This is a genomic window from Halopenitus sp. POP-27 (assembly GCF_029889855.1).
Taxonomy (GTDB): Archaea; Halobacteriota; Halobacteria; order Halobacteriales; family Haloferacaceae; genus Halopenitus; species Halopenitus malekzadehii.
Genome location: NZ_JARANU010000017.1, coordinates 1 through 24,486, shown reverse-complemented (window position 1 = coordinate 24,486; position 24,486 = coordinate 1). Strand labels below are relative to the sequence as shown.

24 protein-coding genes are annotated in these 24,486 nt (G+C 65.8%); 16 read left to right on the top strand and 8 right to left on the bottom strand.

Going from position 1 to position 24,486, the window contains the following annotated elements; translation table 11 throughout:
• Window positions 1–79: 79 nt before the first annotated feature.
• Complete coding sequence (locus OQF70_RS10860; RefSeq protein WP_280537574.1) at window positions 80–349, bottom strand: hypothetical protein; 270 nt, start codon at window positions 347–349, stop codon at window positions 80–82.
• A gap of 69 nt (window positions 350–418) precedes the next feature.
• Window positions 419–1,054, bottom strand: a complete 636-nt coding sequence (locus OQF70_RS10855; protein WP_280537573.1) for a hypothetical protein — start codon at window positions 1,052–1,054, stop codon at window positions 419–421.
• 110 nt (window positions 1,055–1,164) lie between these two features.
• Between OQF70_RS10855 and OQF70_RS10850 the strand changes: the two genes are divergently transcribed.
• From OQF70_RS10850 to OQF70_RS10830, 5 genes are all read left to right on the top strand, one after another.
• Entirely contained in the window at window positions 1,165–2,004 is an 840-nt protein-coding gene (locus tag OQF70_RS10850; protein WP_280537571.1) for a hypothetical protein, read from the top strand.
• The gene (locus OQF70_RS10845) at window positions 2,001–2,732 is read left to right on the top strand and encodes a hypothetical protein (RefSeq protein WP_280537570.1); all 732 of its coding nucleotides are present in this window, start codon (window positions 2,001–2,003) and stop codon (window positions 2,730–2,732) included. The genes OQF70_RS10850 and OQF70_RS10845 overlap by 4 nt, the downstream gene beginning before the upstream one ends.
• Window positions 2,733–2,838: 106 nt before the next feature.
• The gene (locus OQF70_RS10840) at window positions 2,839–3,168 is read left to right on the top strand and encodes a transcription factor S (RefSeq protein ID WP_092816469.1); all 330 of its coding nucleotides are present in this window, start codon (window positions 2,839–2,841) and stop codon (window positions 3,166–3,168) included.
• A gap of 555 nt (window positions 3,169–3,723) precedes the next feature.
• Window positions 3,724–4,776 (top strand): L-malyl-CoA/beta-methylmalyl-CoA lyase, encoded by a 1,053-nt coding sequence (citE, locus tag OQF70_RS10835; RefSeq protein ID WP_280537569.1) that lies wholly within the window; start codon window positions 3,724–3,726, stop codon window positions 4,774–4,776.
• A gap of 603 nt (window positions 4,777–5,379) precedes the next feature.
• Window positions 5,380–5,781, top strand: a complete 402-nt coding sequence (locus OQF70_RS10830) for a tautomerase (protein ID WP_280537568.1) — start codon at window positions 5,380–5,382, stop codon at window positions 5,779–5,781.
• Window positions 5,782–5,872: 91 nt separating this feature from the next.
• Here the strand turns inward: OQF70_RS10830 and OQF70_RS10825 are convergent, their stop codons facing one another.
• The gene (locus OQF70_RS10825; protein ID WP_280537567.1) at window positions 5,873–7,336 is read right to left on the bottom strand and encodes an amidase family protein; all 1,464 of its coding nucleotides are present in this window, start codon (window positions 7,334–7,336) and stop codon (window positions 5,873–5,875) included.
• On the bottom strand, window positions 7,329–8,597 hold the full coding sequence (locus tag OQF70_RS10820) for a Zn-dependent hydrolase (protein WP_280537566.1): 1,269 nt from the start codon (window positions 8,595–8,597) through the stop codon (window positions 7,329–7,331). Before OQF70_RS10820 ends, OQF70_RS10825 begins: the two co-directional genes overlap by 8 nt.
• 123 nt (window positions 8,598–8,720) lie before the next feature.
• On the opposite strand from OQF70_RS10820, the gene OQF70_RS10815 reads away from it, so the two are divergent.
• The 6 genes from OQF70_RS10815 to OQF70_RS10790 all read left to right on the top strand — a co-directional run bounded on the left by OQF70_RS10815 (window position 8,721) and on the right by OQF70_RS10790 (window position 14,903).
• A complete protein-coding gene (locus tag OQF70_RS10815; protein WP_280537565.1) occupies window positions 8,721–9,896 on the top strand; it encodes an MFS transporter in 1,176 nt (391 codons plus the stop codon).
• Between the two features lie 258 nt (window positions 9,897–10,154).
• On the top strand, window positions 10,155–11,453 hold the full coding sequence (locus OQF70_RS10810) for an amino acid ABC transporter substrate-binding protein (RefSeq protein ID WP_280537563.1): 1,299 nt from the start codon (window positions 10,155–10,157) through the stop codon (window positions 11,451–11,453).
• A gap of 99 nt (window positions 11,454–11,552) precedes the next feature.
• Window positions 11,553–12,431, top strand: coding sequence for a branched-chain amino acid ABC transporter permease (locus tag OQF70_RS10805; RefSeq protein ID WP_280537561.1), 879 nt, complete (start codon window positions 11,553–11,555; stop codon window positions 12,429–12,431).
• A gap of 2 nt (window positions 12,432–12,433) precedes the next feature.
• Window positions 12,434–13,456 (top strand): branched-chain amino acid ABC transporter permease, encoded by a 1,023-nt coding sequence (locus OQF70_RS10800; protein ID WP_280537560.1) that lies wholly within the window; start codon window positions 12,434–12,436, stop codon window positions 13,454–13,456.
• Window positions 13,457–14,185 (top strand): ABC transporter ATP-binding protein, encoded by a 729-nt coding sequence (locus OQF70_RS10795; RefSeq protein WP_280537558.1) that lies wholly within the window; start codon window positions 13,457–13,459, stop codon window positions 14,183–14,185.
• Window positions 14,178–14,903, top strand: coding sequence for an ABC transporter ATP-binding protein (locus tag OQF70_RS10790; protein ID WP_280537557.1), 726 nt, complete (start codon window positions 14,178–14,180; stop codon window positions 14,901–14,903). The genes OQF70_RS10795 and OQF70_RS10790 overlap by 8 nt, the downstream gene beginning before the upstream one ends.
• A gap of 114 nt (window positions 14,904–15,017) precedes the next feature.
• Here the strand turns inward: OQF70_RS10790 and OQF70_RS10785 are convergent, their stop codons facing one another.
• Both OQF70_RS10785 and mmsA read right to left on the bottom strand, forming a co-directional pair.
• Complete coding sequence (locus OQF70_RS10785) at window positions 15,018–16,184, bottom strand: M20 family metallopeptidase (protein ID WP_280537556.1); 1,167 nt, start codon at window positions 16,182–16,184, stop codon at window positions 15,018–15,020.
• A 301-nt stretch (window positions 16,185–16,485) separates the two neighbouring features.
• The gene (gene mmsA / locus OQF70_RS10780) at window positions 16,486–17,961 is read right to left on the bottom strand and encodes a CoA-acylating methylmalonate-semialdehyde dehydrogenase (RefSeq protein WP_280537553.1); all 1,476 of its coding nucleotides are present in this window, start codon (window positions 17,959–17,961) and stop codon (window positions 16,486–16,488) included.
• A gap of 181 nt (window positions 17,962–18,142) precedes the next feature.
• Between mmsA and OQF70_RS10775 the strand changes: the two genes are divergently transcribed.
• The 3 genes from OQF70_RS10775 to cmk all read left to right on the top strand — a co-directional run bounded on the left by OQF70_RS10775 (window position 18,143) and on the right by cmk (window position 21,354).
• Window positions 18,143–19,471 carry an aminotransferase class III-fold pyridoxal phosphate-dependent enzyme gene (locus tag OQF70_RS10775; protein ID WP_280537551.1) on the top strand — a complete coding sequence of 443 codons (1,329 nt, stop codon included), beginning with the start codon at window positions 18,143–18,145 and terminating at the stop codon, window positions 19,469–19,471.
• 309 nt (window positions 19,472–19,780) lie between these two features.
• Window positions 19,781–20,290 (top strand): Lrp/AsnC family transcriptional regulator, encoded by a 510-nt coding sequence (locus tag OQF70_RS10770; RefSeq protein ID WP_280537549.1) that lies wholly within the window; start codon window positions 19,781–19,783, stop codon window positions 20,288–20,290.
• Window positions 20,291–20,739: 449 nt separating this feature from the next.
• A complete protein-coding gene (cmk, locus tag OQF70_RS10765; protein ID WP_280537548.1) occupies window positions 20,740–21,354 on the top strand; it encodes a (d)CMP kinase in 615 nt (204 codons plus the stop codon).
• Between the two features lie 30 nt (window positions 21,355–21,384).
• Here cmk and OQF70_RS10760 read toward each other — a convergent pair whose 3' ends face one another.
• Both OQF70_RS10760 and OQF70_RS10755 read right to left on the bottom strand, forming a co-directional pair.
• Window positions 21,385–22,140: an alpha/beta hydrolase gene (locus OQF70_RS10760; RefSeq protein ID WP_280537546.1), complete on the bottom strand. Its 756-nt coding sequence runs from the start codon at window positions 22,138–22,140 to the stop codon at window positions 21,385–21,387.
• Between the two features lie 15 nt (window positions 22,141–22,155).
• Complete coding sequence (locus OQF70_RS10755) at window positions 22,156–22,554, bottom strand: DUF5778 family protein (protein ID WP_280537545.1); 399 nt, start codon at window positions 22,552–22,554, stop codon at window positions 22,156–22,158.
• A gap of 71 nt (window positions 22,555–22,625) precedes the next feature.
• On the opposite strand from OQF70_RS10755, the gene OQF70_RS10750 reads away from it, so the two are divergent.
• Both OQF70_RS10750 and glyA read left to right on the top strand, forming a co-directional pair.
• Window positions 22,626–23,084 carry a VanZ family protein gene (locus tag OQF70_RS10750; protein ID WP_280537543.1) on the top strand — a complete coding sequence of 153 codons (459 nt, stop codon included), beginning with the start codon at window positions 22,626–22,628 and terminating at the stop codon, window positions 23,082–23,084.
• 119 nt (window positions 23,085–23,203) lie between these two features.
• Entirely contained in the window at window positions 23,204–24,451 is a 1,248-nt protein-coding gene (glyA, locus tag OQF70_RS10745) for a serine hydroxymethyltransferase (RefSeq protein WP_280537542.1), read from the top strand.
• Window positions 24,452–24,486: the final 35 nt, after the last annotated feature.

Sequence of the window (24,486 nt, the reverse complement as noted above, 5' to 3'; positions counted from 1 at the left end):
GTAAAACTGTCGGGTCGATCGACACCGACGTCGGGGCCGTCTCGCCGTTCTCCGAGCGGGCGTCGGGGCCGTCTCGTCGCTACTTCGACGGGACGTCCGTCTCCGTCCCGTCCGCCGCCGTTCCCGCGTCGGTTTCGGTCGCGGCCTGCAGTCGCTCGACGTCCGCCGCGGTCGGTTCCGTGTCGTCGGGGAGCCGTTCCAGACAGTCGAAACAGAGGAAGAACTCGGAGCCGTCGACGAGCTCGAGCGTCAACCCCTGCGTCGACTCGAAGGCGAAGCTCCAGAGATCGCCGATCCCGCCGGCGATCCGCACGTCGGTGTCACAGACCGCACACGCCTCGGTCGCCATACCCGCGGTTCGGTCCCGACACGGATAGGGGTATCGCGTCGTTCGATGCCGGGATCCGCCGTAGCTGGCTCACGGCCGCCAGCCGTCCGGGTCGAGCCGCCAGGCGACGGCGATCGCGCCCGTTCCGCCGCCGAGTCCGACGGCAGCGGCCAGAACCGGCGTCGGCGACGCGGCGACGGCCGCGATCGCCACGACGAACCCCGCCAGGAGGACGATCGTGTGTTCACGGAGCGCTCCAACGACGACGGGTGCGACCGCGGTTCCGACCGCGGTTCCCGCGATCGCAAACGTACTCTCCGGTGTGAGACCGCCGACGCCGGCTCCCACGGGATCGCCGGTGACCGCCGTGAGGGTGCCACCGAGGACGCCGCCGATCAGCGCGAGCCCGAGGCCGATGGCGGGAATCACGAGGGTCGTTCGCGGATCGATGGTCCGATCACGGACTGCGGCGGTACCCGCGACGAGCAGCGTTGCACCCGCCGCGTAGGCGGCCGGGTGAAGCACCGAGTGGCCGCCGGTACCGACTCCGCCGCCCGTTCCGCCCGTTCCGCCGCCACCCGGACCGCCGAGCGCCGCGGTGACGCCCGGCACCGCCGTGAGGACGCCATCCAGGGTGCCGATCCCCGCCAGGACGACCGCGGCGATCGCAAGACTGCCCCCGATCCCGATCGACAGCACCCCGCCGACTCGTCGCGTGAATCGCATACCGGACGGAACACCCGTGACCGGCTAAAGCGCGTCGACTCCCACGACCGTTGCGCAAGCTTACTTATGTGTTGGCGTCGAAAAGGCGGTAGATGGGTGATCGCGATCGGATGACACTTCCGGAGGAGGGCCGGGAGGGAGCATCCCCGGGGGACGACGAGTGGCCGGCGGAACTGGCGGAGCTCTCCGCCGACCGCCGGGAGGAGTTGCTCGCTCGTGCGGTCGTTCGCCTCGCCGAGGAGCGCGGGGTGGACGTTCCCGACTCCGAGACGCTCGATCGGGTTCGTGAGGGCCTCGATCGAACGGACGCCGAACTCGACCGGATCGAAACCGACGTCGAGACGCTTCGTGACGAGCTCGACGAGCAGATCGCCGACGTTCGCGAACGCATCATCAGCGTGCTCCAGGAGGCCGAATCGCGAGCCTCGAAGGACCACACCCACCCCGAGATCGACGACCGCCTCGGGACGCTTCGATCGACGGTTCAGTCCGTCTCGGCCCGGATAGACGACCTCGAAGGGGACGTCGACGCGGCCGACACGCGTGTGGATGGGGTGCGTGCGGACGTGGACGCCCACGCCGAGCGCGTTTCGGACCACGACGAGAAGCTCACTCGGCTTGCGGGCGCGCTCGTAAACGCACAGCGCCGTCTCGACCGGCTCGAGACGACCCACGCACGGCGGGAGGCACACGAGGCGCTGCTCGAGGAGGCGAACCGAAACGGGGTGGCTGAAGCCGCCTGTGAATCGTGTGAGAAATCGGTCCGGATCGGACTCCTCGGCCGCGCTCGCTGTCCACACTGTGACAGCCACTTCACCGGCGTCGAGCCGAAATCGGGCTTCTTCGGCAGCGCATGGCTCCTCGTCGGCGACCCGCCGGCGCTGGAGGGTGACACGACGGAGCCGCGCGAAGCGGCCGACGTCTTCGAGGGTGAGGGTGAGTCGGAATGAGCGAGGATGGATCGGCGGAGCCGGGCGACGAGCCGGAGCCGACGGAGCCGGCTGAGCCGACCGGGACGGACACGTCCACGGACGAGGCGACTGAGATCGACCCGATCGATCTCTCGGAGTACGGGACCGACCGGTACCGTGCCGAAACGGACGGCACCGAGACGGATGGCACCGAGACGGATGGCACCGAGACGGATGATTCCGGTCCCGACCGCTCCGCCGCCGACTCTGCGGACACGACCGGTCGTGGGCGGGACGAACTGGACCGGATGGTCGACGAGCTCGCGATCGATGCGGATCCGACCGATGCGGATCCGGCCGATGTGGATCCTGCCGATACGGCTGCGGACGATCCCTTCGAGGCGATGGACGTCGACGTCGGTGAGGTGGACGTCTGGGGGGCGCTCGAGACTGACGACCCGGGATCGGTTGAGTCAGCTCCCCCGACGGAGTCGGCCCTCGACGCCGAAAGCGGTCCCCGACCGAACGCGGCGGCCGACTTCGCCGACGACGCCGGCGAGTTCGGGGAGTCCCCCGAGTACGACGACCGGCTCGTCGACAAACGCGAGTACTGCCAACGCTGCCCACACAGCACCGATCCGCCGACGATGGCCTGTACCCACGAGGGGACACAGATCGTCGAAGTGATCGAGATGGACCGGTTCCGCGTCCGGAACTGTCCGATGGTCTCGACCGACGGTCCGATGTTCGACCGCGTGAACGAGTGAACGAGAGTGGATGCGTGAGCACGGGCGCGAGAGGCTCCGTCTGTCCGGTCGGCTCTCGGAGCGAACCTTCAAGCCGTTCCCGGCCATAGCCCGGTAAACAGCACCGATGCAATTCTGTGACGAGTGCGGATCGATGATGGTGTCGGTCGACGGCCGAATGGTGTGTCAAAACGACGACTGTGGCGCGACGGCGGACCAGGACGACGATCTCGCGGAGCAGTTCGTCTCGACGGAACGACAGGGCGACTCCTCGCCGATCGAAACCGAGGAGAACGCGAACTTCGAGGGGAAGCCGACCGCGACCGACGTCGTCTGCGACGAGTGTGGCCACGGCGAAGCCTGGTACACGATCAAACAGACCGGCGCGGCCGACGAGCCCCCGACGCGCTTTTTCAAGTGCCAGGAGTGCGGCCACCGGTGGCGCGGCTACAACTGATCGTCTCCAAGCGTGTTTGCGCCGCGAGGATCGGCTGCCGATGGATACCCACCGCCGGGAGCCGCAGGGATCATCATCGGGGAACCCGGAGTGGGTTGCGCCGATAGCATATAAGAAATAGTATATTTAGACAGTATATAAGATATACTAGTATTATATTTGCTGTGGATATCCGTCCGCATTTCTCGAGATCGTGCTTATGTTCGATCTAGCTAATTGATGAGTGTTCCCGGGATCACCACTCCCAATACCGATAGAATATCGTGTGCTATCGTATATATGTACCCGTCTGTTCAAAATAAATTCCAATCATCGAATATACTCGTCTTTCGTGGTCGTCGCATTCACCGTTCGATGGATGCCGTCTCGTCACGGAACTCGGCCGAGCGGTTTTCCAGTATTACCGTTTTACTTTTATATATTTATTTTTTATATATTGTACTCGTTCCAGCGAGATCGATCGTCCATCGCCCCGTTGACGTCGCCGTCTCCCTCGGCCTCGGTTCCGAAAGGGTTCTAACCACACGGTAACTCGCCACAACCGGAGACAGACAGATGACCGACGATATTCGCCTGTGTCGGACGTTTCAGACCGCACCGGCTGCCGTCTCGACGGATGACGCCGGACCCGACGACGCCGCGAAGTACCTTCGCTCCGCCCTGACGGCCGAGGGGTTTCGTGCGCCGGATTGGCTCGTTCCCGATCTCGAGGACGGAACGGCGCCGGACTCGAAACGCGATGGCGTCGAGAACGTCGTCGAGTTGGTTCCGTCCCACGACGTCGGCGGCGAGGTCTGGCCGCGCGTCGAGTGGAGCCATCTGGACGAGACCGTCCGGGACGCGGGCCGGGACCAGATCGACGCGCTCGTCGCCGGCGCCGGCGACGCCATCGACGGGTTCGTCGTTCCCAAGGTCGGTCGCCGGCCGGACGTCGAACGCGCGGCGGACGTCGTCTCCGAGGTGGAGGCGGCCCACGGCTACGAGCCCGGAAGCTTCGACCTGACGGTCGTCGTCGAGACGAGTCGAGCCCGGTCCGACCTGCGTCCGATCGCCCGGTTCGGCGCCGACTCCCGGCTCGCCGCGATCGCGTTCGGACCGCTCGACTACGCGGCGGATCTCGGAAGCCGCGATCTCGGCGACCGGCCGCGGTGGGACGGGACCCTCGAGGCGCTCTCGAACGAGACGAGCGCGGCCGGCCTCCTCTCGATCGGCGGTCCGTTCGACGACCTGTTCACGGAACGGGCCGGCGTGACCTATTACAACGGCGACGCCTACGTCGATCGCCTCGAACACGAGGCAGGACTCGGGATCGACGGATCCTGGTCGCTCCATCCCAACCAGACCGTCCAGGCCAACACGGTCCATATGCCGACCCCCGAGGCGCTCGAACGCGACGTCGAGCGGATCGAACGGTACAACCGGGCGAAACGCGGCGGCACCGGCGCGGTCGTCATCGACGGGCGCATGGTCGACGAGGCCAGCCTCAAGGGGTTCCACAACACGATCCGTCGCGTTCGCACGATCGACCGCATCCATCCGGCACAAACGGACGCCTACTACGACGACGACCTGCTGAACCGGGCGCTCGATCTCGACCTCACCCGTTGAGCCGGCCGCCCGTCGGTCATCACCATCGGTCATCACCGTCGGTCTGTCACGGGTATGTCGCTCGGTACCGCAATCGCCTCAACCATTGTTCTACGATGCGGAACAGGATATGCAACCGTTCCGCCCGTTTCGCCGCCATCGACCGATTTCACGCCGGTCATCGGCCATCTCGGTTTCTGTATGTTCGAACGCGATCGGCCGTCGGTGGCTGGCTCGTTCCCGACTCCATCCCTCGTGATCGCTTTCGCCGTCCATCACAGCACTATTACACCTCTATGTGTGTAATAAATACTGCAAGAGCGATAGACGACACGTATCCCACGATACCACGCGATGCGGGCGATCGATGTCCCTCGGTCGTCCGGCTTCACCGACGGTCTCCCCTGCTTGTCCAACCTCACCGACGGTCCTTCAGGCCCGATCGGGTCGGGAACCGTTCCACATTTCGTCGCGATCGCCACCCACACCTGTTCTGCGATGTCGAACGCGTTGGTCGATGGCCCACGGCGTACCCTCGTCGAGCAGCGAAATTCCCGAACGAACTGGTATGGTATGTGTGTACCTACCGAATCATTTATGCCTCTTTCCGGACATTCTCGAACGATGCCCCATCTCGCCCTCGACACGACGGCTGATCCGACCGACGCCGACCGGCGGGCGTTCTCCGAGGCGGTGACCGACATATACGGCGCGGAGATGCGGACCTCGACCGGCCACATCGCGGTCACGATCCGCGAGCATCCCCCCTCCGCGATGTCCCTGGGCCGCGCCGTCGAGGGGCCCCTGGCGGTCCTCGACGCCGACGTTCGCCGCGGCCGATCGTTCGAGCGTCGTCGATCGTTCGCGCTCGCGGTCATCGACTGGTTGGCCGCCGAGTGGGCGGTGCCGCGGCCCAACGGGAAGATCGTGTTCACCGAACACGACGGCGACCAGCTGATGGGCGCCGATCGCGTCGGCGAGGAGTGGTCGCCCGATGAGGCCGGCCCGATGGGGCCGACCCGATGAGGCCGATCGATGAGGCCGATCCGATGAGGCCGGCCCGATGGGGCCGACCCGATGAGGCCGATCCACCACCGTCGATCGGCGAGACACCGGATCAGGACTGCAGCCGGTCGGCGATCGCCATCGTCACGTGATCGTCGAAGGGCGCGCCGACCACCTGCGCGCTGACCGAAAGCCCGTCGACGGTGTCGACGGGGACCGCCGTCGCCGGGGTTCCGGCGAGGTTGAACGGGGCCGTGTTCCCCAGCAGCGTCAACAGGTCCGCCGTCGTCTCCATTCGTCCCCGCGTCGGTGGGAGCGTTCGAAGGGTCGGCATCACGAGCGCGTCGACGTCGGCGAGTGCGTCCTGCACGCGCTCACCGAACGCGATCGCCTCCCGCCGTGCCGCGAGATACGCCTCGCCGTCCGTCTCGGTGTCGAGGAAGGCGGACGCGAGCAGCCGGGAGGCGACGTGATCGCCGAGGTCGGCTTCCTTGACCGCCGCGAGCAGCGATCGGACCGCCGGCGTGTAGTCGGGACCCTGTCCACGGACGACGCCGGTCTGATCGAGGTACCAGACGAACTCGGCCGCGCCGACGAGGAAGTACGCCTCCTCGATCGCTCCGCGGTCGAGTTCGACCGACGTCGCCTCGACGTCCGCTGCCGCCACGGCCTCACGGACCGACTCCGAGACGACGTCGTCCGACGCCTCGAAGAACGACGTCGGGAGGCCGACGGTGGCGTTCTCCGGCAGCGTTCCGTCCTCCGACAGCGTGTCGTCGGTGCCGCGGGCGGGGAGTCCTCGGGAACTCGTGGTCGGGTCTCGCGGATCCGGGCCGGCGATGGCCGTGAGCGCGCGCCGTGCCGTCTCGACGTCCCTGGCGAGCGGGCCGATCGTGTCGAGGGACGGCGCGAACGAGACGAAGCCGTGCCGCGGAACAACCCCGTGGGTCGGCTTGACGCCGACGACGCCACAACACGCCGCCGGAATGCGGACCGACCCGCCGGTGTCGGTTCCGAGCGCGACGTCGACCGTTCCGGCAGCGACCGCAGCGCCGCTTCCCGAGGAGGAGCCGCCGGGAACGCGGTCGGTGGCGGTCGGGTTCTCGACCGGCCCGTAGTCGCTGAACTCGCCGCTCGGTCCGAAGGCGAACGCGTCCATGTTCGCCTTCCCGACGACCGACGCGCCGGCGGCAAGCAGCCGTTCGGTCACGGCGGCGTCGGTCTCGGGCGTGACCGCAACCCGGTCCGACCCGCACGTCATCGGCAGATCGGCGACCGCGACGTTGTCCTTCAGCGCCACGCGCCGTCCGGCAAGCGCCCCCGTCTCGGACTCCTGGCGCGGCGTCTCGTAGGTCGCGAGGAACTCCCGATGATCCCCGGCAGGTGCCACCTCCGGGGACCGGGTGGCCGTGCTGGTCGCCTCCGTCCCCAGATCGCCGGCCGTTCGCTCGAGGTCGCGAGCGGTGTCCAAACACCCCTCGAGCAGCGCGTCCGACACGTCGAACCCGAGCCGGTCGGCCTCCGCACGCATCCGATCGAGGTCCCCGGAGGATCCCTCGCGGTCGTCCTCAGACATCCGCGTCATCACCTCCCGTTGTTCGCTCCGCGACTCCGGCGAGATCGAGTGCGGCGTTCGCGAGCGTGTTCGCCGCCGCGTAACAGTCGTCCCAGCTCGTGTACTCCTCGGGCGTGTGGCTCTTGCCGCCCTCGCTCACCGCGAACACCATCGCGGTGTCACAGACGCTCGCCATGTACGTGGCGTCGTGGCCCGCGCCGCTGACGAGTTCGCGCGCGTCGTAGCCGAGATCGGCGGCCGCCGACCGGACCGCATCGACACACCGGTCGGGGAACGTGACACTTGCGGCGTCCATCCGCCGTTCGTACTCCCAGTCGACGCCCTCGCGATCCGCCGCCGCGGCGACCTCGGCTTTGACGCGCTCGATCGCCTCGTCGGCGACGTCGTCGTCGGGATCCCGGAAGTCGACCGTGAACCGGACCGTCTCGGGAACGATGTTGATCGAGCCGGGTTCGACCTCCAGCGCGCCGGTGGTCCCCACCGTCCGTTCGCCGAGCGTGCCGGGGATCCGCCGGACCTGTCCGATGACGTCGCTTGCGGCCACCAGCGCGTCGCTGCGGTAGTGCATCGGGGTCGTTCCCGAGTGGTTCGCCTGGCCGGTGAACGTGACCTCCCCCCAGCGGAGGCCGACGATCCCGGTGACGACGCCGACGTCCCGCTCCTCCTGCTCGAGATACGGTCCCTGCTCGACGTGGAGCTCGAGCGCCGCGTCGTACTCCCGGGTCGGCTCCGCGGGAACGTCCCCCCGGTAGCCGATCTCTTCCAGCGCGTCCTCGAACCGAATGCCGTCGGCATCCGTCGTGTCGTAGGCCTCTTCGAGCGGGATCTCGCCGGCCCAGACGCCGCTCGACATCATCGCGGGCTGGAACCGGGATCCCTCCTCATTGGTCCAGTTGACGACCTCGATCGGGTGGTCGGTCTCGATCCCCTCGTCCTCGAGGGTTCGGACGAACTCGAGCGCCGCGATCACCCCGAGCGGTCCGTCATAGATGCCACCGTTCGGCTGTGAGTCGAGGTGGGACCCGAGGAGGACGGTTCCGGCGTCCGGGTCGGCTCCCGGACGGCGTCCGAACATGTTTCCCATCTCGTCGACTCGAACCGAGAGGCCTGCTGCCTCCATTCGGTCCCGAAACCAGTCCCTGACCTCCCGGTCCGCGTCACTCAGCGTCAGCCGGTGGAGGCCACCGTCGTCGGTGGCGCCGATCTCGGCCTGCTCTTTCATCGTCTCGACAAGTCTATCCCGATCGATATCGATCCGCATACCGACCGTTCGAGACCGGGTGTACAAAGCTTTGCCGGCGGTCAGGATCGAACTGCGGCGGGACTCTCGCCGATCCGGAGCAAACTGATTTGACCCACCCCGTCGAAGTCGGTCGCACGTCCGATGGCCTCACACAGCGTCCGGCGACCCGTCGCCGTCATCACCGGCTGGCAGACGACCGCGAGCCTCTGTTTTTATAGCGTCTTCGCCGGGACGTCGTTGCTTCGGGACGCGTTCTCGCTGTCGGGGTCGCTTATCGGGCTCGTGGTGACGACGTTGATGGTGGGCTACACGATCTCGCTGTTTCCGGTCGGCGCCCTGATCGACGCCTTCGGGGAGCGGCGAACGATGATCGTCGGGCTGCTCGGCCTCGGTGTTACCGCGGGCGGGATCGGCCTCGCACCCTCGTACGCGGCGCTGCTCGTCGTCGTGTTCTGTCTGGGCGTCCTCTACGCGACGGCGATCCCGTCGACGAATCGGGCGATCGTCAACGCCGTCACCGAGGGACGGCGCAACCTCGCGATGGGTATCAAGCAGGTCGGGGTCACCGCCGGCAGCGCGATCAGCGCCGTCGTCGTCACGACGGTCGGCGGGCTGGTCGGCTGGCCCGGCGGGTTTTTCGCCGTCGCCGGCGTCGCGATCGTGGTGGCGGTCGGCTTCGCGGCGAGTTACGAGGGATCCGGCGGGACGGACGACCCCGAAATCCCGCGACCGTGGCAACTCGAGGCACCGCCCGAGTACACGCTTCTGGTCGTTGCCGGGTTCTTCTTCGGCGCGGCGATGTTCACGACGACCGGGTACGTCGTCGTGTTCGGGACCGACACGCTGGCGGCCTCGGCGGCCGTCGCAGGATTCCTCCTCGCCGTGGTCCAGGTGGCCGGCAGCGGCGGCCGCATCGTCTCCGGATACGTCCTCGATCGGTTGCCACGATCCGAAGCCTGGAGTGCCCCACGATTGCTCGGCCTCCACGGGCTCGTCGCCGGCGGCGGGCTCGCCTCGCTGACCGTCGTCGAGACCGTCTCGACGAGCGTTCTCGTGCTTGCCGTGATCGGATATGCGCTGTTGGGGTTTATGGGGATCTACTACTCGTACCTCACCGTGATCGTTCCCGCCGACCAGATGGGAACGGCGACCGCCGGCGCACAGACCGCGGTGAACGCCGGCGCCATCGTCGCGCCGCCGATATTCGGCTATCTCGTCGATACGGCGTCGTTCGCGGTCGCCTGGCTGTCACTTGCCGGCTGCTGTCTGGCGGCGACGGTCGTGTTCCTCGTTCTGGCGCGTCGTGGGAACCCCTGAGTGGGAGCGTTGCTTCGAGTACGCCGATGGTGGACTTCCCGCACGGCGGCGTTCCGGATACGAGCGTGGTATCGGTGACCGGTGCTCGTTTTCGCACGGTGACGAATGAATGATTGAATGAATATCACCGATCGATATTATTCTTGATTACTATTCAATATCCTTCTAAATTATTTAAAAAACTTTACCCTCGCTCCCGAGTTCTCGCACACCTTGGGAAACTATTATATATGTGGGTGGCAAATGCGAGTCCGTACCATGTCAGATCACAACGACTCTGAAGTACCTCGAAACCGATCCGCGACGCCGCGGTTCAGTCGGCGTCGGTTCGTCGAGACGACTGCGGCCGCGGGCGCGCTCGCCGCGACGGCGGGCTGTATGGGTGGCGGCGGTGGCGGCGACGACGTGATCACCATCGGGGCGAGCACGTCGACGACCGGGCCCACTGCCACGGAGGGCGTGACGATGAAGGAGGGATATGACTTCTGGATCCACCAGATCAACGAGGGCAACAGCCTTCTTGCCGACGACGACGAGGGCCTTCTCGGTCGCGAGGTCGAGTTGGTCCACTACGACGACCAGTCCGATCCCTCCCGCGGGGTCAACCTCTACCAGCGGCTGATCAACGAGGACGAGGTCGACGTCCTGCTCGGCCCGTACGGGAGCACCGTTTCGAGCGCAGTCATTCCGATCATCGAGGACGCCGAGATGGCGTGTATTATGCCGATGATGTCCGACACCTCCGTCCTCGAGGAGCGTGACGTCCAGTACACCACGCAGGCGATCGCGCCGGCGTACACCTACGTCCGCAGCGCCATCGACATCGCGGTCGAGAACGGCGCCGAGACCATAGCCGTCGTCTACGAGGACGCCGCGTTCCCGACGTCGGTCGCGTCCGGCCACATCCCCTACGCCGAGGAACAGGGCCTCGAGGTCGTTCACGAGGAGGCGTATCCGACCGACATCAACGATTACTCCTCGGTCCTCAACACGGTCGCGGAGGAGGACCCCGATATCGTGATGGGCGGCGGCTACACCGAGGATGCGATCGGGCTGACGCAGGCCGCTCAATCGGTCGGCCTCTCGCCCGGCATCTTCGCGTGGGTCGTCGGCGGAATGGCGCCGGCGTTCGCGGAGTCGGTCGGCGACGCCGCGCTCGGGGTCACCGGCGACCTCTTCTGGGCGCCGTTCTTCGAGCTGCCGTACAATCAGGAGTTCACCGAGGGATTCATGGACCTCTTCTCGGAGGAGTACTCCGACCCCGGCGAGGTCGACTACCACGCCGCCGGCGGCTACGCCGGCTGTCTGGTGATGGAGCAGGCGATCCGGAACGTCGGCGAGATCGACCAGACGGCGATCGCCGAACAGCTCCACGAGATCGAGATGGAGATCCCGTTCGCGAACGGGGTCTACGAGGTCGACGACCAGGGCATCCAGGTGGGACAGACGCCCAGCCTTGGCCAGTGGCAGGAGGGTGAGGACGGGATGACCCAGGAGGCCGTCCGGCCGGCCGAGTACGCCACCGCGGATCCCATCTACCCGCACCCCGGGTGGTAACGCTCCCGGCATTTCGATGCAGTATTCGCACGATAGACACACCAGCTTACACGCACTACACGTGTCCACACACACGATACGGAACGACGCTTCACAAGAATGGTCACGACATCACTAATCGTTGAACTGCTCGTCATCGGGATCTTCCTGGGGGCCTTCTACGGCCTGATCGCGCTCGGGTTGAGTCTCGTCTTTGGGGTCCAGAACGTCATCAACCTGGCCCACGGGGAGTTCGTAATGTTGGGCGCCTACGCGGCCTTCTACAGCTGGGCGCTGTTGAACGTCAGCCCGGTGGTCAGCCTCGTCCTGTCGGTTCCGCTGCTGTTCGCGTTCGGCGCGTTCATCCAGTGGCTGCTGTTGGAACGGATCCACGAGAACACCGAACTCACCTCGCTGATCCTGACGTTCGGGCTGGCGCTGTGTCTGCGCAACCTCGCGCAGCTCGCCTTCAGCGCCGACTACCGCTCCATCGATTACCTCGCGGAATCCGTCTCGATCCTCGGCGCGACGGTCTCGCTGAACCGCCCGCTCGGATTCGGGGTTGCGATCGTCGTGGCTACGCTCTTCTTCCTCTTCCTTCGGTACACCGACTGGGGGAAGGCGATCCGAGCCACCTCGCAGAACCCCGAGATCGCACGTGCATGTGGGATCAACACCCGACACGTTCGGATGGTCTCGTTCGGGCTCGGCGCCGCGACGGCGGGCGCCGCCGGGGCGATCGCCGGAATGCTGTACACGATCCAGCCCTTCATGGGGCTGCAGTACCTCCTCAAGTCCTTCGTGGTCGTTATCATCGGCGGCCTGGGAAGCCTCGTCGGGGCCGCCGTCGGCGGGATCGGCTTCGGCATCGTCGAGGCGGTCGCGACCTATCAGATCTCCTCGAACGAGGCGACGATGCTCGCGTTCGTCCTGCTCGTGGTGATGTTGCTGGTCCGGCCGCAGGGACTGTTCGGCCGCAGTGACGCGGAGGGTGAGTGAATATGGCACGAAACGCTGTTTCGGACGACGCGGACGACGCGGATGACGCGAGCGTCGCACAAACGCGGCTCGCCACCACGGTACGGTCGCTGTCACGGACCCAGTACCGCGGGCTGTTCCTGGGTGCGCTCGTCGTGTTAGCCGCCATCCCCCATCTTGCCGGATCCTACATCACGCAGGTGACCTTCTCGATCTTCATGTTCACCGGGCTGGCGTACGGCTGGAACTTCCTGTCGGGGTTCACCGGCTACATCAACTTCGGCTACGCCGGGTTCGTCGGGTTCGGGGCGTACCTCACGGTCCTCACGATCGTCGACCTCGGCTTCCCGTGGCCCCTCGCGCTCGTGACCGCGATGGTCGTCACCGCGGTCGTCGGGACCACCCTCAGCATCCCGATGCTCCGGCTTCGCGGCGCGTACTTCGCGATCGCGATGCTCGCGGCAGCGACGGGCGCCCGGCTGTTCTTCTCCAGTTCCTATATGCGGCCGATCACGCGGGGCGGGAGCGGGATCTCCTTTTTCCCCGAACTCGACCTGACCGGACAGTACTACCTGATCGTCACGATCACGCTGTGTCTGATCTACCTCACCTACCGGATCGCGAACTCTCCGTTCGGGCTTCGACTACTGGCGATCCGCGACGACGAGACGCTTGCGGCCTCTCTCGGCGTGAAGACGGTCCGCGAGAAGATCATCGGGATGGCGATCCACACGGCGGTCGCGGGACTGATCGGCGGGGTGCTCGCGTTCAACATCTCGTACATCGACCCGACCAGCGTGTTCAACATTCAGTACACCGAGTTCCCGATCGTGATGGTGCTGTTCGGCGGGCTGGGGACCGTTTTCGGGCCCCTCCTCGGCGGCATCATCTTCGTGGTGCTCTACGAGCTGCTCTGGTCGGCGTTCCCGCAGGCCTACCAGTTCTTCTTCGGGGTCGCGATCATCGCGATCATCCTCTTCATGCCGGAGGGGATCATCGAATACCTCAAGGAGAACGATTATCTCCCCCGATGGAGGTCGATCTGAATGTCCGTTCCTAACGACGACTACATCCTCGAACTCGACGGTATGACGAAGAAGTTCGGCGAACTCGTCGCCGTCGACGACGTCTCCTTCGGCATCGAGCCGGGGACGTTCGTCGGCCTCATCGGGCCGAACGGCGCCGGCAAGTCGACCCTCTTCGACCTGATCACCGGCGTGCTGTCGCCGACGTCCGGATCGGTCTACTTCAACGGCGAGGACATTACGAACAACGCGCTCCGGAAGAACGCCGAGCGGGGACTCGTTCGGACCTTCCAGCAGACGCGCGTTCTCAACCGGATGACGGTCCGTGAAAACCTGCTCATCGCGAGCCAGCTCACCGACCAGCCGGAGTCGCGTGCGGACGAACTGCTCGAGATGATCGAGCTCACCGAGAAGCAGAACAACCTCGCCGGAGACCTCTCGTTCGGGCAACAGAAGCTCGTCGGGATCTGTCAGGTGTTGATGCTCGAACCGGAGCTCATCCTGCTCGACGAGCCCCTCGCGGGCGTGAACCCGACGATGGAGAACAAGATCCTCGAGATGATGCGGACCTTCCTCGAACAGGGGAAGACCTTCGTGCTCGTCGAACACGACATGGACGTGGTGATGTCGGAGTGTGAGGACATCGTCGTGATGGAGTCCGGATCGGTGTTGACGCGCGGACCGCCATCTGAAGTCAAGAACGACGAACGGGTCCTCGAGGCCTACTTCGGGAGTGATGACGATGAGTGAACACGACACGGACGCGATCCTGGAAGCGACCGACGTAACCACCGGCTACGGCTCCAACGAGATCGTTCACGAGGTCTCGATGGAGGTCCGGGACGGCGAGTCGGTCTGCATCATCGGCCCGAACGGCGCCGGCAAGTCGACCGTTCTCAAGGCGTTGACCGGCTACCTCCCCTGCTGGGAGGGAACGGTCCGGCTCAACGGCGAGGACGTCACCGATCTGACCACGGAACAGCTCGTCGGTCGCGGGCTCAGCATCGTCCCGCAGGGGAACACGATGTTTCCGGAGATGACCGTCCAGGAACACCTGGACATGGGCGCGTGGCTGATCGACGACGAGGAGAAGGCCGAGAACACCGAGTGGCTGCTCGACATCTTCCCGCGCGTCGAGGAGCGACTCGACCAGAAGGCCAAGACGATGAGCGGCGGGGAACAGCAGATGGTCTCCATCGCCAGGGCGCTGATAAGCGATCCCGACATCCTCGTCCTCGACGAGCCGTCGCTCGGGCTCGCGCCGTCGCTCGTCGATACCATCTTCGAGCTGATCCAGACCGTCCAGGACGCCGGCGTGAGCATCCTGATGGTCGAGCAAAACGCCGTCAAGGCGCTCAAGAACACCGATCGCGGCTACGTCATCGAGATGGGCAGCGTTCGGTTCGCCGACGAGAGCCAGACCCTCCTCGACAACGAGGAGGTTCGGCAGCTCTATCTGGGTGGGTAGTCGACCCGAGTCGTTTCGGCACGTCCGTCGTCACGCGGGCACGTCTTCGTGCGGGCACGTCTTCACCCGCTCACACCGCTCGTGCCTGCACGACCCTCCGCCACCTCTCGTCTCTTACGCGTCCCCGAGCAACTCGCGTGCGGCGCCGACCAGGGCTTCGAGGCCGGCCGCCGCGTTCGCCAGATCGACGTGTTCATCGTAGGTGTGTGCCTGCGCGAGGTCGCCCGGCCCCCACGTGATCGCCTCCATATCGGCGTCGTTCACGAAGTTGCGGACGTCCGTCGAGGCCTCGATCCCCCACGGGTCGGTGTCGGCGTTCGCGGCCGCCGCGGAGTGCCGTCGGATCACGGTCGCCAACTCGCTGTCGACGTCGATCGCGGCGGACTCGTAGGTGCGCGTCCGCTCCCAGGAGGCGTCGACGCCGTGTTCGCGGGCGACCTCCTCCAGGAGGGCGTCGATCTCCGCGTCGATCTCGTCGACGTCCTCCGCCGGGAGGAACCGACGATCGACGGTGATCGTCGCCCGTTCGGGAACGACGTTCTCCTTGGTCCCGGCCTCGACCATCGTGACGGTCGCGTATGCGCTCCCCACGAGGTCGTCCTCACGCTCCCGGATGCGCTCGTCGTAGTCGGCGAGCGCGTCGAGGACCGGCCGTGCCGCCAGCACGGCGTTGGTCCCCTGGTCGGGGTGGCTCGCGTGGGATGGATCGCCGGCGACCGTGATCTCGTACCAGGCGAGTCCCTTCTCGCTCGTCGCGGCTCGCAGCTGGGTGGGTTCGAGCACGATCCCGTAGTCGCCGTCGTAGCCGGACTCGAGCAGCGTCCGCGTCCCCGGCTCCGCGGTCTCCTCGCCGATCGCCGCGTGGAACACGATCGACCCGTCGAGGTCGCCCGACTCAACCTCCTCGGCGAGCGCCGCGGTCGCGGCCATTCCCACCGCCACGCCCGCCTTCATATCGGCGCTGCCGCGTCCGTACAGTCGCCCGTCCTCGACCGTCCCGCCGTACGGATCGTGGGTCCATTCCGCCCGATCGCCCGCGGGAACGACGTCGATGTGACCGTTCACCACGAGGGTCGGATCGCCGTCCCCGACTCGGAGACCGACCTGCGGCCGGTCGGCATACGGTTCCGAGACGAGGTCGGCGTCGAGACCCCGGTCGTCGAACCACTCGACGATGTACTCCGCACACGCCCGTTCGTTGCCGGGCGGATTCTCGGTCTCGATCCGGACCAGGTCTCGGATCAGCGATCGCAGTTCGTCCTCAGCTGTCGCTTCGGCCATGGGATCCGTTCGACGTCGACACGCAAAAGAATTATTCAGGAAATAATACACGATGTTGTATATAAATACTATCAGACAAGATCATAACGCGTCTCCGGATGTGTACGTTCTCCCGTCTTCCGGTCGGTACATCCGTCTTCGGCCTTCTCTATTCGCGAAACGGATCCTAAATAGTATATTGATTCAGCGTTGACACACACACACCGGACACGGGCGATCATCCTGCGGGAAGACGGGCCACCACGATCCGCTCCCTCACGGACCGACCGGATCGACGGCGGCCCTCGGCGTCGCGGACGCGTTAGGCGTCGGGCCAGCGCTCGATGTAGACCGTCTCGTCGGTGTAGAACCGGACCACGTCCTCCGACTGCGCGTGCAGGTCGCCGAAGAACGAGTCCTTCTGACCGCCGAAGTGGAAGAACGCCATCGGCGCCGCCGTCCCCGCGTTCACGGCGAGGTTGCCGGCTTCCGCGCGGTGGCGGAACTTCGCCGCTTCGGACCCGCTACCGGTGAACAGGCTCGCCGCGTTCCCGAAGTCGCTCTCGTTCATGACGTCGATCGCCTCGTCGATGCCGCTTGCGGACAGCAGGCCGAGGACCGGACCGAAGATCTCCTCCCGGGAGATCACCATGTCCGAGGTCACGTCACGGAACAGACACGGACCGAGGAAGTTGCCGTCCTCGTGGCCCTCGACGGTCTCGTCGCGGCCGTCGTAGATCAGTTCCGCGCCCTCCTGGACGCCCGTCTCCACGTAGTTGCGGACGCGCTGTTCGTGTTCCGCGGAGATGAGCGCGCCGATCGTCGTGTCGTCGTCGAGCCCGTTGCCGACGACTTGCCGTTCGACCTCCGCGTGTACCAGGTCGACGAACTCCTCGTAGACCGACTCCTCGACGACGACGACGTCGTTCGCCAGACAGCGTTCGCCGCCGCAGGCCAACGCGGACCCGACGGTCTTCTTCGCGGCGAACTCCAGATCCGCGGACTCCGTCACGATCACGTGGTTCTTCGCGCCGCCCTGCGCCTGGACGCGCTTGCCGTTGGCCGCCGCCTTCTCGTAGATCGTCTGTGCGACCGGCGTACTCCCGACGAAGGAGACGCCCTCGATGCCGTCGTGTTCGAGGATCGTGTTCACCGTGTCGACGCTGCCGTGAACGAGCTGGACGACGCCGTCCGGGAATCCCGCCTGATCGATGAGGTCGAAGAGGTACTCCGCGGTCAGCGGCGTCTGTTCGCTCGGCTTCAGGATGAACGAGTTGCCGGTTGCCACCGCGTACGGGAGGAACCACAGCGGGATCATCCCCGGGAAGTTGAACGGCGTGACGGCGGCGAAGACGCCGAGCGGCTTCCGAACCGCGGTCTCGTCAATGTTCGGCGCCGCGTTCTCGACGTGGCCCGCCTGCATCAGCGAGGGAATTCCGCAGGCGACCTCGACGTTCTCGATGCCGCGACGCAGCTCGCCTTTCGCCTCGCCGAAGGTCTTGCCGTGTTCCTGTACCAGCAGCTCCGCCAGTTCGTCCTGGTGGTCCTCGAGCAGCTGTTTGAACTCGAACAGCGGCTGGATCCGCTCCTCGACCGGGCGCTGGTGCCACTCCTCGAAGGCCGCCTGGCCGGTCGCGACCGCGTCGTCGACCTCGTCCGCCGAGCTGTACTCGACGCGCGCGATCGATTCACCCGTCGCGGGATTGGTGACGTTCTCGCCGTCCACCGTCGGCGTCGTCCACTCACCGCCGACGTAGTTCTCCACCGTGCCGTACTGAAGCTCTGTCTGACTCGACATGCGTTTGCTACACCATCACACCGGAGGGTTATAAACGTTCCTCGTTTGATGGACGATATACGTGGTATTCCCGATCTAGTCGGAAAAGTTCCACAAGAACGGTCGAACCTCGGAGGTTGTGCTCTAAAGACTCGCCTCGTGCAAAGATTAATCAAATAGCCCTGCGTACGGTGGATACATCATGTCCGACCCGACCGATGACCGAACCGAGATCGAGCGGATCGACAAGGAACACGTCTTCGGGACGTGGTCGTATCAAAGCGAGGTCGACCCGACCCAGATCGTCGACGCCGACGGCGTTCGCTTCACCGACGCCGCTGGCAACGACTTCATCGACTTTTCCGGGCAGTTGATGTGTTCGAACCTGGGCCACGCCGCCGACCGGGTATCCGAGGCGATCGCGGATCAGGCCGACTCCGTCCCGTACGTCGCGCCGAACTACACGACGGAGGCGCGCGCACGCCTCGGCGAGAAGCTCGCGGAGGTCACCCCGGGCGACCTCACGAAGACGTTCTTCTCCACGAGCGGCACCGAGGCGGTCGAGGCCGCGATCAAGATCGCGAAGTTCTACACCGGCAAGGACAAGATCGTCTCCCGATACCGCTCGTACCACGGCGCGACGTACGGGTCGATCAGCGTGACGGGCGACCCGCGCCGGCTCGCCGCCGAACCCGGCATTCCCGGCGCGATCAAGGCTCCGGATCCGTACGCGTACGGGTCCACGATGGACCCGATGGAGAGCCTCGAGTACATCGACGAGATGCTGATGCTCGAGGGCGACACCGTCGCCGCCGTGCTCGTCGAGCCGATCGTCGGATCGAACGGCATCCTCGTACCGCCCGAGGAGTACCTTCCGCGACTCAAGGAGATCGCCCACGACCACGGCGCGCTGCTCATCTGTGACGAGGTGATGGCCGGCTTCGGCCGTACCGGCGAATGGTTCGGCAGCGACGTCTTCGGCGTCACCCCCGACATCATGACGATGGCGAAGGGGTTGACCGGGGCCTATCAGCCGCTGGGTGCGACCATCGTGACGCCGGAGATCGCGGCCCACTTCGAGGACAATATGTTGACCCACGGTCACACGTACGCGGGCCACCCCGTGGCGTGTGCGGCCGGCCTCGCGGCGATCGAGACCTATCAGGAGGAGAACCTGATCGAGCGCGCCAGTGAGACGGGCGAGTACCTCGGCGAGCAGCTCGAGGAGCTCGCCGACGCCCACCCGAGTGTGGGCGAGGCCCGCGGCGTCGGGCTCTTCCGCGGGCTCGAGCTGACGAAGCACTCCGAGGAACGCGTGCCCTTCGGCGAGCGTGAGGACAAGGTCGGAAAGGGGAGCACGGTCGTCGACGAGGTGGCTGCCGCCGCCTACGAGAACGGAACGTACGTCGCGAACATGATCAACACGCTGATCATCGCGCCGCCGTTGACGATCACGGAGTCGGAGATCGACGAGGCGATCACGTCGCTGGACGCCGCACTCGAGATCTCCGACGACGCGATGATCGCCTGAGAGTCCCGACCGTCCGCGACCGGCATCGAGGTATCGGCATTGGGGTATCGGCATTGGGGTATCGGCATTGGGGTATCGGCATTGGGGTATCGGCATCGGAATCTCCGAGGGCCGTCGACGTCGACACGGTCCCGCACACCGCCGACGTCGCGCACGCCCGATTCGCCCCTCGGCCGATCCCGTCTCGTCGTTGGAGTCTTCGAACACTGTCCGAATAACTATCACAGATATCGCGATATAACGGAACGCTGTCCGAACGAATCTGGGTATCTTGAAAATATTTATGTTGCGTCGTCTCGAACGCGTGGTATGTCGAATTCGAGCGACGGCCGGTTCGACGAGATGGACATCGAGCTGTTGCGGTGCGTCGAGTCGGATTTCGACGTGAGCCTGGATACGCTCTCACAGCAGCTCGACCTCTCGAAGTCGGCGGTCCATTACCGGCTGAACAAACTGAAGGATGCCGGCGTGATCCGGAGTGTGACCGCCGATCTCGACCCGCTGGCGTTCGGTCTCGATATGGTCGCACTCACCGAGGTGTCCGTCACCCACGAGCAGGGCTACTCCGAGACCATCGGAACGGATCTGGCCGATGTGAAGGGGGTCGAGCAGGTCTATTACACGATGGGCGACGTCGATTTCGTCGTGGTCTCCCGCGTGCAGGATCGGTCCCAGATGAACGCCGTGATCGAGGAGATGGTGGCGATCGACGGGGTCAACGAGACCTCCTCGCGGTTCGTGATGGACGAAGTCACGAGCGGGGCCGACGTCGTCGACAACCTTCCCGATGCGGCTCGATCAAAACTCGTCGAGGAGTGATCGCCGGGCGTGACGCCCCGTCGGTGGCGGTTCGAGGCCGGTAGTGATAGACGTCGGTTTCCCATCAGATCTATTAATAAGACATATAAATACTATATTTTATATATGTGGTTATACTGTATCTTGTGGACATCGTTGGGTTCGGCCGTGAAATCCATTTAAATCGCTGATAGACGCCACAAAATGCCCGTTTAACGCTGTTGAATGGAACCGTTCGTCAGTCGTGACTTCGTCATTCTCCCCGTTTAGTGATTAAATCATATCATATTCAAATCGCGTATTTATATACAATATGAGTTAATCATATCCGACGGGCCGATCGAGGCAGCCGCATCGATCTCCCGATCGTCTCTCCTCTCAAGATTCTCCTCGTTCCCGTCCGTCCCCTTCATCCGCATCCTCGTCGGTACCCCCATCCTTACCCGTCTCGCGCGCGAGACGCCACTCGGATGACCACGACGGATCCGGCACCCGATCGACGCATCGACAGCAACCTCTTCATCACGGTTTCGGGGTCGCCCGGCTGTGGCGCGACGACGTTGTGTGAGCGACTCTCGACGGTGCTCGACTGTGGGTACGTTTCCGGCGGGGAGATCTTTCGGTCGATCGCCGAGGATCGGGGGATGAGCCTCTCACAGCTGGTCGCGAAGGCGGGCGAGTCCGACGATCTCGACCGCGAGCTCGATCGCCGGCTTCAGCGGATCGCCGAGGAGTGGGGTGCGGCGAACAAGGCGTTCGTCCTCGAGTCGCGGCTGGCCGGCTGGATCGCCGGCAACCGGGCCGACCTCCGGATCTGGCTCGACGCGCCCGAGGAGGTCCGGATCGACCGTACCGCCGACCGCGAGGAGCTGTCGGCCGAGATGCGGGTTCGAGAGGTGATCGAGGCCCAACGCTATGAGTCCTACTACGACATCGACGTCGGCGACCGGTCGATCTACGACCTCGCGATCAACACGGGCCGGTGGAGCGCCGACGGAACGCTCGCGGTCGTCCTTGCGGCGATCGACGAGTACGATCCCACGGACGACGAGGGCGCGATCCCGACTCCGAACCTCGAGGTGTGAGGCCCGGCCAGCCGTCCCGATCGACGGTGACTACAGCCGGTCGGCGAGCCACGATCCGACCGTTTCTCCGACCCGGTCGGCTTGCCCCACGAAGAAGTGGTCCGCGGGGATCTCGGTGAGCGAGACTGCCGAGTGGTCGCTTCCGGCTTCCGGGGGATCCGACCACGTCGCCCCCTCCCCCGCATCTGCTTCCGCCGCCGGATCCGACCCCGTCGACGCCGCCCCTGTCGCTTCCGAATCCGATCCTCCGGTCTCGACCGCCCGGGCGCGGTCGACGACGGGCTCCCACTCCGCGGTGGTATCCCGCGATCCATAGACCACTTGGAGCGGGACGGCGATCCGGTCGATCGCCGCCGCCGCGTCGATCCCGTCCGCAACCCGTCGGGCCGGCGCGAGCGCCGAGACGGCGGCAAGCTCGCCTCGATCGGCGTCCGCGGCGGCCACCAGCGCGAGACAGCCGCCGAAGGAGTAGCCGAAGAGGCCGACGTGGTCGTAGCGATCGCGTGCCCACGCCATCGCTGCCTCGACGTCGGCCAACTCGCCGGGACCGCCGTCCCAGTCCCCGTAATCGAACCGGAGACAGTCGACGCCCCGGTCCCGGAGCACCGACGAGACGGCCTGGAGGTGACCGTTATGACGGGTTCCGCCGTGTTCGGGATGGGGCGGGCACGCGACCACGCAGGCGGCCGCGTCCCTGCCCGCGTGGGCACGGTCGTGGCTCGCTCGCACGTCCCGGCCCCCCGGGATCAAGACCGTTTCCGGCTCGACGTCGACGTCGTTCACCATCGTGTCTCCGTCCGGTCAGGGAACCGGGGTCACGCTCTCGACGCCCTCGAGCGCCTCGATCCCGTCCACGATCGCCTCCTGGTCGGCGTCGGCCTCGTAATAGAAGACCAGATCGAAGGTTCCGTCCCGAAGCAGCTGTTGGCACTCCCAGACGAACGCCTCGTCCGCGAGTGTGCGACCCTGGAACTGGTTCGAGGAGAAGTCGGTGTCGTCGTTGCCGGCTTCGATGTACGTCTCGCCCGTTCCGGCTGCCTCGGCGATCACGTCGTTGATCGCGACCGTCAGCTCGTGCATCTCCAGATCCGACTGTCCGTCGTACTGTGAGTGGACGATACAGCCGATCAGCTCGATGTCCCCGGGCTCGATCAGCGCCATCGTGCGTTGATAGAGGTCGTCGGTCAGCGTGTCGCTCATTGGTGTCCCATCGATCGCGTCGGATAAACGGGTGGCGATCCGATCCCCGATCGATGGATCGAGACGGATCGATGGACCGAGACGGCCGACCCGCGACGGTCGCGTCACTGCTGGGACGTCGGTACCGACCGAGAGGTCTCGCAGTCCTCGCGGTTCTCGCGATCGTCGTCCTCGCGGCCTCACTGGTTCCGGTTCCGGACGGCGGACTCGCCGGGGGTGATCCGGGTGGGAGTCCGATTCCGTTCGGCCTCGATCCCTTCCTCGTGAGCCACCTGATCGCATACGGCGCCCTCGCCGTCTCCTGTCGCCGAACGCTGACCGCAGCATCCGTCGGCTGGTCACGGCTGTGCGTGGTCGGGGCCGCGGTCGTGCTCGCGACGGGCTACGGGGCAGTCATCGAGGTCCTTCAGGTGCCGCTCCCGTGGCGGTCGGGCGGGCTCGCCGATGCCGGGATCAACGCCGTCGGCGCCGGCGTCGGCGTCGTCCTCGACTCCGTCGGTTGGGTCCTGCGTCGAGCCGTTCGTCAGTGAACGTGGTTCGGATCGGTCGGATCGGTCGGATCGGTTGGATCGGTCAGTTTCCCGAGGGAACGTGTCACGGTTCCGGCCGGACGGACAGGCTTATTGTGGTGTCACTCAGGGAGTTCAATATGGACTACGACCAGGTTCGCGAGACCGATCCCGCGGTCGCGGACGCGCTGGAGGGCGAGCTCGAACGGCAGGAACGGACGCTTGCGATGATCGCGAGCGAGAACCACGCAAGCGAGGCCGTGCTGGCCGCACAGGGCAGCGTCCTCACGAACAAGTACGCGGAGGGGTATCCCGAATCCCGCTACTACGCGGGCTGTGAGTACGCCGACGACGTCGAACAGCTCGCGATCGATCGAGCCAAGGAGCTGTGGGGCGCCGAACACGTCAACGTCCAGCCGCACTCGGGGACCCAGGCCAATCAGGCCGTCTACTTCGCGATGCTCGAGCCGGGCGACAAGATTCTGTCGCTGGATCTCACCCACGGCGGGCACCTCTCACACGGCCATCCGGCCAACTTCGTCGGGCAGCTCTACGACGTCGAGCAGTACGAGGTGGACCCCGAGACCGGCACCATCGATTACGAGGGGCTCCGCGACCTCGCCGAATCGTTCGATCCCGACATCGTCGTCTCCGGCTACTCCGCGTACCCGCGCGAGGTCGAGTGGGACCGCATTCAGGCGGCCGCCGACGCGGTCGACGCCTACCACCTCGCCGACATGGCACACATCACCGGGCTCGTGGCGGCCGGCGTCCACGACTCGCCGGTCGGGATCGCCGACTTCGTCACCGGCTCGACGCACAAGACGATCCGCGCCGGCCGCGGCGGGATCGTGATGTGCGGGGACGAACACGCCGACGCGATCGACAAGGCGGTGTTCCCGGGCGGCCAGGGCGGCCCCCTGATGCACAACATCGCCGGCAAGGCGGTCGGGTTCGGCGAGGCGCTTGAACCCGAGTTCCAGACGTACGCCGAACAAGTCGTCGAGAACGCCCAGGCCCTCGGCGACCGGCTCGCCGACCACGGCCTCTCGCTCGTCTCCGGCGGGACCGACACCCATCTCGTGCTCGTCGACCTGCGTGAGTCCCACCCCGACCTCAGCGGCGGGGACGCCGAGGACGCGCTGGCGGCGGCGAACATCGTTCTCAACGGGAACACGGTGCCCGGCGAGACGCGCTCGGCCTTCGACCCCTCCGGGATCCGGGCCGGTACCGCCGGGATCACGACCCGCGGCTTCGGCGTCGAGGAGGTCGAGGAGGTCGCCGACCTGATCTACCGGGTCGTCGACGACCACGACTCCGAGGACGTCATCTACGAGGTCGGCGAGCGCGTCGAGGAGCTCTGCGACGCCCACCCGATCTACGAGTAGTTCTCCCCCAAACTCCCCCCGAACTTCCCCCGTAC